This is a genomic window from Roseiarcus sp. (assembly GCF_052145395.1).
In the GTDB taxonomy this organism is placed as follows: Bacteria; Pseudomonadota; Alphaproteobacteria; order Rhizobiales; family Beijerinckiaceae; genus Roseiarcus.
Genome location: NZ_JBKQOT010000249.1, coordinates 1 through 7,503 on the forward strand (window position 1 = coordinate 1; position 7,503 = coordinate 7,503).

The following is a 7,503-nucleotide window of genomic DNA, read 5'->3' on the forward strand; positions in this document are numbered from 1 at the left end:
AGCGTCCCGAGCGCACCAGCAGCTGGCCGGTCTCGCCGGTCATCTCGAGACCGACCTGAGCCCCTTCCGGCAGCTTGCGCACGATGTCGTAGATGACGTGCGCCGGCACGGTGGTCGCGCCCGCCTGCACGACGTCCGCCGGCGCCTGCTTGGTCGCCTCGAGGTCGAGGTCGGTGCTCTTCAGCGCCACCTTTCCGTCGGCCGCCTCGATCAGCACATTGGCGAGGATCGGAATCGTGTTGCGGCGCTCGACGATGCGATGGACGTGTCCCAGAGCCTTGAGCAGGACCGAACGCTCGATGGTGACTTTCATCGCAGGACTTCCGCTACTTCTTCCAAACGCACGACACGCCCCAAGGGGGGCGCGGACTTTGCCAAGGCGCATCAGTAAGCGCAAGACCGCTCTGGCCGACCGGTCGCCGATTTCGCGGAGTTGTTAACGATTCCGTCATTTCGGCCGAAACCTTTACCGGCCCTTAAACCGCCCCGTTTAGCTTCTCACGCTGCGTGAGGGGCATGGGGTCCGAGGCCGGGCCGATGCGCCTCGCGAGCGGGATGCCCATGTTCGGCCGAGGCGGCGGGAAAAACCGGGCGCGGATCGAGCCGCGCGTCGACTGGCCGGGCGAGCGCCGCGGCGACGACGGCTTGCGCGCCGATCCCGCCGACCGGCCGCCGTCGCTCCGCCGCAAGACCCCGGCCAAGGCGGAGTCGCGCGGGAAAAAGGTTCGCCGGCGCCCGCTCCGTTCCGTCTTCGGTCGCCTCGCGTACTGGGGCGCCGTTGCGGGCGTCTGGGCCGTCATCGCGCTCGCCGGCCTGTTCGCCTACTACGCCAGCCGGCTGCCGCCGATCGACCAGCTCGCGGTGCCAAAGCGGCCGCCCAACATCGCCATTCTGGCGGACGACGGGACGCTGCTCGTCAATCGCGGCGATTCCGGCGGCCCGGCGGTGCGCCTGATCGACCTGCCGCCCTATCTGCCCAAGGCCTTCATCGCGATCGAAGACCGGCGCTTCTATTCCCACACCGGCATCGATCCGCTCGGCACGGCGCGCGCCTTCTTTCGCGACATCGCCGGGCGTGGCGCCGTCGAGGGCGGCTCGACCCTCACCCAGCAGCTGGCGAAAAACCTGTTCCTCACCCAGGAGCGGACCCTGTCGCGAAAAATCCAGGAGGCGATCCTCGCCCTCTGGCTCGAGTGCCGCTATTCCAAGGATCAGATTCTGGAACTCTATCTCAACCGGGTCTATTTCGGCGCCGGCGCCTACGGGGTCGAGGCGGCGTCGCAAAAATATTTCGGCAAGAGCGCGCGATTCGACAGCCTGTCGGAGGCGGCGATGCTCGCGGGGCTCATGAAGTCGCCGTCCAAACTCGCCCCGACCCACAATCCGACCGGCGCCGCCGAGCGGGCGGTCGCGGTCCTCACCGCCATGGCCGAGCAAGGTCACATCACCGAGGCTCAGGCCAAAATAGCGCTCGCCAATCCCGCCCAGATCTGGCGCGACAAGACGGCGGGCTCGATCAACTACGCCGCCGACTACGTCATGGACGCGCTCGACGACACGGTCGGCGCGATCGACGAGGACATCGTGGTGACGACCACGATCAACGCGGCGATGCAGACCGAGGCGGAGCACGCGCTCGCCGACGAGCTCGCCGCCAAGGGCGCGAAGTTCGGCGTCGGCCAGGGCGCGCTGGCGGCGCTCGATCCGATGGGCGGGGTCAAGGCGCTGATCGGCGGAAAGAGCTACGCCGAGAGCCAGTTCAACCGCGCTGTCGCCGCCAAGCGGCAGCCGGGATCCTCGTTCAAGCCGTTCGTCTACCTCGCCGCGCTGGAGAAGGGCCTGACCCCCGACACGGTGCGCGAGGACGGGCCGATCTCGGTTCACGGCTGGAGCCCGGAGAACTACAGCCGCGAATATTTCGGCCCCGTGACCCTGACCAAAGGCCTGTCTCTGTCGCTGAACACCGTCGCCGTGCGGCTTGGCCTCGAAGTCGGACCGAAGACCGTGTGCGAGACCGCCCACCGGCTCGGCATCACCTCGGAGCTCGAGCCGAACGCGACGATCGCGCTCGGCACGTCGGCGGTGGCGCCGCTCGAAATGGCCTCGGCCTACGCCGCTTTCGCCAATGGCGGCATCGGCGTGCAGCCTCACGTGATCACGAAGGTGCGGACGGCGGACGGCAAGCTCCTGTACATCCGCCGCAACGCCAATTTCGGCCGGGTGATCGAGCCGCAATACGTCTCGATGATGAACACGATGATGCAGGAGACGCTGCTGACCGGCACGGCGCGTAAGGCGGAGCTGCCGGGCTGGCAGGCAGCCGGCAAGACCGGCACCAGCCAGGATTTCCGCGACGCCTGGTTCGTCGGCTACACGAGCTATCTCGTCGCTGCGGTCTGGCTCGGCAACGACGACGACAGCCCGACCAAGAAGGTCTCGGGCGGCAATCTGCCGGTGGAGGTCTGGAGCCGGTTCATGAAGGCCGCGCACCAGGGCGTGCCTGTGGCCGCCCTGCCGCTCGGAACCTGGCAGCCCGGCCCGCCGAACCCGCTCGCGCCGCTGTTTGCGCCCCTCGGCGGAGGCGGTCCGTCCCAGCCGCCTGGACTGATCCCGCCCTCCGGAGGCCGGGGCGGGGCTCAGCCCGTCGCGACCCAGGCGCCGCTCGACATCACGCCGGCCGCGGCGCCGACCGGCCGCGCGCGCCCCGCGCCGGCGCCTCCGGACGCTCCCGTGCCGCCGGCGCCGATTCCCGCCGCCGCGCCGGGACACAAGACCAATGATTTTCTGAACAAGATTTTCGGGGCGCTGTAGGGAGCGGAAGCGGTTTTCCAGCCCCACGAACGGTGTTAAGCTTGTTCTTTTCCGTTCCGTGATGAGGCTCATGACCGTAGACGAATTCCTCCACTGGATTGAGGGGCGCGAAGGACGCTGGGAGCTGTTTGCCGGCGAGCTCGTGGAAAAGAGGCCCGAACGTCCGGCTCATACGGAAACGAAGCGCGAAGTCGCGTCCGCCATGAAAGGCGCGATCCGCAACCTCGGGCTCGCCTGCCACGTGACGAAGGACGGGTCGATCGTCCGCATCTCGGAAGACACTGCGTACGAGCCGGACGCGGTGGTCTATTGCAGCCCGCGCCTGCCGAGCGAGACGGTCGAGGTCCCCGAGCCGCTGATCGCGGTCGAGGTTCTATCGGAGGGGACGGCCGAACGCGATCAGGGGCCAAAGCTCTCCGGCTATTTCTCCGTGCCGAGCGTGGCGCATTACCTCATCCTGGACCCGGAGCGTCGCACCGCCGTCCACCACTGGCGCGGCGAAGGCGGGAAGATCGAAACGCGGTTCCTGACGGACGGCCCGCTGCGCCTCGACCCGCCGGGGCTGGCGTTCTTCGTGGAGGAGTTGTTCGCGCCGCGGTGAGGGGAGCGCCGGCGGAGTCCTAAGGGTCGACGCCCCTACTGAAGGCGCCGGACGCAACCTCGAAATGAGCGCGATGCTCGATCACTGCGCGGTCGCTGTCTTGTGCGCGACCGCGTCATTGAACTTCTTGCCCATCCAGCCGACGCCCAACCGGGCCGCCACATAGACGGACAGGACGACCACGAGGAACTTCAGGACCATCGCCAAACCGAATGAGACCGTCGCGACCCCGGTCACTGGCGGGATCAACGCGAACAGAATCCCGAGCCCCAATCCCATCAGGAGGATGACGATGATGAGCAGGAAGCCGTTGATGCCCCGCGCCCTGCCCGAATAGGTCATTTCGCCCTCGAACATGTCCGACGCCGTATGCGCCATCACCGCAAGGAAGGTGAAGCTGCAGACGAACATGAACGTGATGGCGAAGTCAGGCGCCAGCGCAACGACCGGGACGACGCCCGGCCCGGCGCGGTCAGCGATCGCGGCCGCGGCGTGGGAAAAGCCCCGATAGCCGAGCGGCAGGTTGATGATCGCCTGGAACACGACGTTCGGGATGATGTAGGTCATCCAGATGTGCCGCGTCTTCGACGGCGCCGCCTTGGCCCGGAACGCGCCCTGCGCCGCCAGTCCCTCGATATCGCGGAAGATGTTCAGCCGGACGATGATCGCATAAGGGACGACGAAGAGGAAAGACGCCAGCGTCGTCACCAGCGGCGACGGCGTCCATCCGCCCCAATAGACCAGCGCATACACGATGGCCGTGCTGGCCGCGGCGAAGGCGACGGCCAGAGGCGCCGTCTTGAGCAGGGGATTGGCGATCGGCGCGATTGCACCGGTCTTCTCGTCTTGTCGAACCTCAACTCCGCCCTTCGCAAATTCCGCCCGGGCCGCGTACAGGGTTCCGGCCGGAAGGAAGACGATGAAAGCGAAGAACACCGTCGCGAAGAAGCCGACGATGGTCCATTCGGTGTATTCCTCGCCCATGACCCTGAAGGTCAGGAGCGCTCCCAAAGCGATCAGGACGGCGACGACCACAAAGTTCAAAGCGATCTGTTCCCAGAACAGCCCGCTGACGCTCAGCTTCTTGTTTGTCTCGCTCATTTGCCCACTCCCTTGTTTGGCCCAGTTATTTTATGGGCCTTATGGTTTGGTTGACTGCGAGCGTCGCATCGGTGAGTGATGACGTCACTCCGCCGCCGCGGGCATATGTCCTTCGGGAAGTTGGTCGCGGTACTCCGCTCGCAGTTCCTTTTTGTCGATCTTGCCGACGCTGGTCAGCGGCAGCGCGTCAACGAACTCCACGCGCTGCGGCACCGCGAATTTCGAGATCAGGCCCTTCTCGACGAAGCTGATCACATGGGCGCGAATTTCGTCCCTGCCGATCGATCCCTGGAACTCCGGCAGCACGTTGACCAGGGCCAGTGGACGCTCGCCCCATTTGTCGTCATGAACGGCGATCACAGCGGCTTTCGCCACACCGTCCCTCTGCAGGATGATGTCCTCCAGGTCGATCGAAGAGATCCATTCGCCGCCGCTCTTGATGATGTCCTTGAGACGGTCGGTGATGTGCACCGTGCCGTCAGGGTCGATCGAGCCCATATCGCCGGTATGCAGGTATCCGCCGGCCCAAAGCCGCTCGGACGCCTTGGGGTCGTTCAGATAGCCCATCGTCAGCCACGGCGCGCGGGCGACGATCTCGCCGGTCGCCATGCCGTCATGCGCCACGTCCTGCATATCGGAGTCGACCACGCGCAACTCCACCAGCGGCGGGGCGTAGCCGGGTTTGATCCGAAGCTCGACCTCCGCGTCAAAGTCTCCTGTCGTCTGCGCGGTGGTGAGATGCATGATCGTCAGGGTGGGGCAGGATTCGGATTGGCCGTACCCGGCGTACACGTCCATGCCGCGCTTCATTGCGGCCTTCGCCAGCGGCCGCGGGAGCGCGGAGCCGCCGACGACCATCTTCAACTTCGACAGATCCACGTTCTGGCTGCCGGGCGCGTTCAGCAGCATCTGCAGGATCGTCGGCACGCACGTCGTGAAGGTCACGCCCTCGTCCCTGATCAACCTCAGGAACACATCTGGCGAATATCGACCGGCATAGACTTGCTTCAGGCCGACCAGCGTCGCCGAGTAGGGGACGCCCCAGGAATGCACGTGGAACATCGGCGTCATCGGCATATAGACATCGTCGCGATGCACCCGCCCCTGCACTGTCGCAACGCCCAATTCGGTCAATGTGGAGAAGACGTGCAGCAGGATCTGGCGATGGCTGAAATACACGCCCTTTGGCTGCCCTGTGGTGCCCGTGGTGTGGAAGGTCGTCGCACGCGTCCTCTCGTCGAAGTCAGGGAAGACGAAGAACGGCGAACTCGTTTCGATCAGCGCCTCATATTCGCCAGCCACCGGCAGCGTCGTCGTCGGCAGGTCCGGCCGGTCGTTGAGCAGAATGAAGCGGCTCACGTGCGGCAGCCTGGACGCCAACGGCTCGATCAGCGGCAGGAAATCGACGTTGAGAAGCAAGGTCGATGCGCCGGTGTCATTCAATGTGTACAGTAACTGTTCAGGCGGCAGGGCGAGATTTCCCGTCTGCAGCACAGCGCCCATCATTGGGATCGCGAAGTAGCATTCGTGGTAGCGGTGGCTGTCCCAGTCCAGCACGGCAACGACGTCGCCCGCCTTGACGCCAAGATCGGACAGCGCGCTAGCCAGGCGCCCTAACCGGTCGCGGAACTGCCGGTAGGTGTGCCGGTGCTCGCGATAGACGATAACCTGGTCGGGCGAGCGGATCAGGGGCGAATGTAGCAAATGCTTGATGAGCAGCGGGTAATCGTATGCTGACGGGGTGATCTCGATCAGATTGTCCGGCATTGCTTCCTCCAATTCTTCTTTGCTTTTCAGGCCGTCACACCAGCCGGAGCTGCCGGCGACGCATGGTGGCGGAAATGGCGGCCGCCCTCGTCGACGGGTGGTCGCTCGAGCGCCTCGCGCGCCGGGTTATGCCGCTTCGTCCAGCAGATGCCGTTCGCGGAGCGCCGCCTTGTCGACCTTTCCCACCGAGGTCAGCGGCAACTCTTTGACGAGCATCACCCGATCCGGAATCGCGAACTTCGAGATGACGCCCTTGTCGACGTAAGTCCGCACGTGCGCGCGAATCGCCTCCTCCGCGGCTTGCGCGGAGCCTCCCGCGAAGCCGGGCTCAACGATCACGAGCGCCATCGGACGCTCGCCCCACTTGGCGTCCTTGACGGCGACGACCGCCGCTTTCACGACGCCGCTCTTCTCCGAAATGATGTCCTCGACCTGGATCGACGAGATCCATTCGCCGCCGCTCTTGATGATGTCCTTGATGCGATCGACGATGTGGACATATCCGTCTGCGTCCCAGGTCGCGACGTCCCCGGTGTGCAGATAGCCGCCGGCCCAAAGCTGCTCCGAAGCCGCAGGATCATTGAGGTAGCCCATGGTGAGCCAGGGGGCGCGGGTGACGATTTCGCCGCGGGTTTTGCCGTCGTGCGGCACGTCCGACATGTCCGCGTTGACGATGCGCAGATCGACCAGCGGCCCCGGCAACCCCGCGGCGGTCCGGCGCTCCACGAGCGCTTCGGCATCATCCTCCAGTTGCTTCGTGGTCAGATGCACGCCAGTCAGCATCGGGCAGGACTCAGATTGGCCGTAGCCGGTGAAGACGTCGATGCCTCGCTCGAGCGCGGCTCTGACCAGCGCTCGTGGCATTGCGGAGCCCCCGACCACCATCCTCAGCCTTGAAAGGTCGACATCCTTGCGCCCTGGTGCGGAGAGCAGCATCTGCAGGATCGTCGGCACGCAATGGGTGAAAGTCACACCTTCGCGCGCGATCAATCCCAACAGGACATCGGGCGCGTAGCGGCCCGGGTAGACCTGTTTGGCGCCGAACATGGTGTATACGTAGGGGACGCCCCATGCGTGGACGTGAAACATCGGCGTCAACGGCAGGTAGACGTCGTCCCGGTGAATCCGTCCCTGGCTCGGAGCGGGGCCATATTCCGCCACGATGCCAAGCGTGTGCAGCACCAGCTGACGGTGACTGAAGTACACCCCTTGCGGGCGGCCGG

5 protein-coding genes and 1 pseudogene are annotated in these 7,503 nt (G+C 65.5%); 2 read left to right on the plus strand and 4 right to left on the minus strand.

The genetic code is table 11. The annotated features are described in order from the left end of the window. Positions 1–313: pseudogene (locus ACLP25_RS08490) on the minus strand (DNA polymerase III subunit beta); the annotation flags it as partial. 248 nt (positions 314–561) lie between these two features. Between ACLP25_RS08490 and ACLP25_RS08495 the strand changes: the two are divergent. Together ACLP25_RS08495 and ACLP25_RS08500 are read left to right on the plus strand one after the other, a co-directional pair. Then, positions 562–2,811: a transglycosylase domain-containing protein gene (locus ACLP25_RS08495; protein WP_442468772.1), complete on the plus strand. Its 2,250-nt coding sequence runs from the start codon at positions 562–564 to the stop codon at positions 2,809–2,811. Positions 2,812–2,881: 70 nt separating this feature from the next. After that, positions 2,882–3,412, plus strand: coding sequence for a Uma2 family endonuclease (locus ACLP25_RS08500; protein ID WP_442468773.1), 531 nt, complete (start codon positions 2,882–2,884; stop codon positions 3,410–3,412). A gap of 81 nt (positions 3,413–3,493) precedes the next feature. On the opposite strand, the gene ACLP25_RS08505 is transcribed toward ACLP25_RS08500, so the two are convergent. From ACLP25_RS08505 to ACLP25_RS08515, 3 genes are all read right to left on the minus strand, one after another. Beyond that, positions 3,494–4,513 (minus strand): hypothetical protein, encoded by a 1,020-nt coding sequence (locus ACLP25_RS08505; RefSeq protein WP_442468774.1) that lies wholly within the window; start codon positions 4,511–4,513, stop codon positions 3,494–3,496. Positions 4,514–4,597: 84 nt separating this feature from the next. Then, positions 4,598–6,280, minus strand: coding sequence for a fatty acid--CoA ligase (locus ACLP25_RS08510; RefSeq protein ID WP_442468775.1), 1,683 nt, complete (start codon positions 6,278–6,280; stop codon positions 4,598–4,600). 126 nt (positions 6,281–6,406) lie between these two features. After that, positions 6,407–7,503: AMP-binding protein (locus ACLP25_RS08515; protein ID WP_442468776.1), on the minus strand; the 1,097-nt coding region annotated here is incomplete at its 5' end.

Coding starts and splice junctions, on each gene's coding strand:
- ACLP25_RS08495 (WP_442468772.1), top strand. CDS start 562: ATGTTCGGCCGAGGCGGCGGGAAAAACCGGGCGCGGATCGAGCCGCGC.
- ACLP25_RS08500 (WP_442468773.1), top strand. CDS start 2,882: ATGACCGTAGACGAATTCCTCCACTGGATTGAGGGGCGCGAAGGACGC.
- ACLP25_RS08505 (WP_442468774.1), bottom strand. CDS start 4,513: ATGAGCGAGACAAACAAGAAGCTGAGCGTCAGCGGGCTGTTCTGGGAA.
- ACLP25_RS08510 (WP_442468775.1), bottom strand. CDS start 6,280: ATGCCGGACAATCTGATCGAGATCACCCCGTCAGCATACGATTACCCG.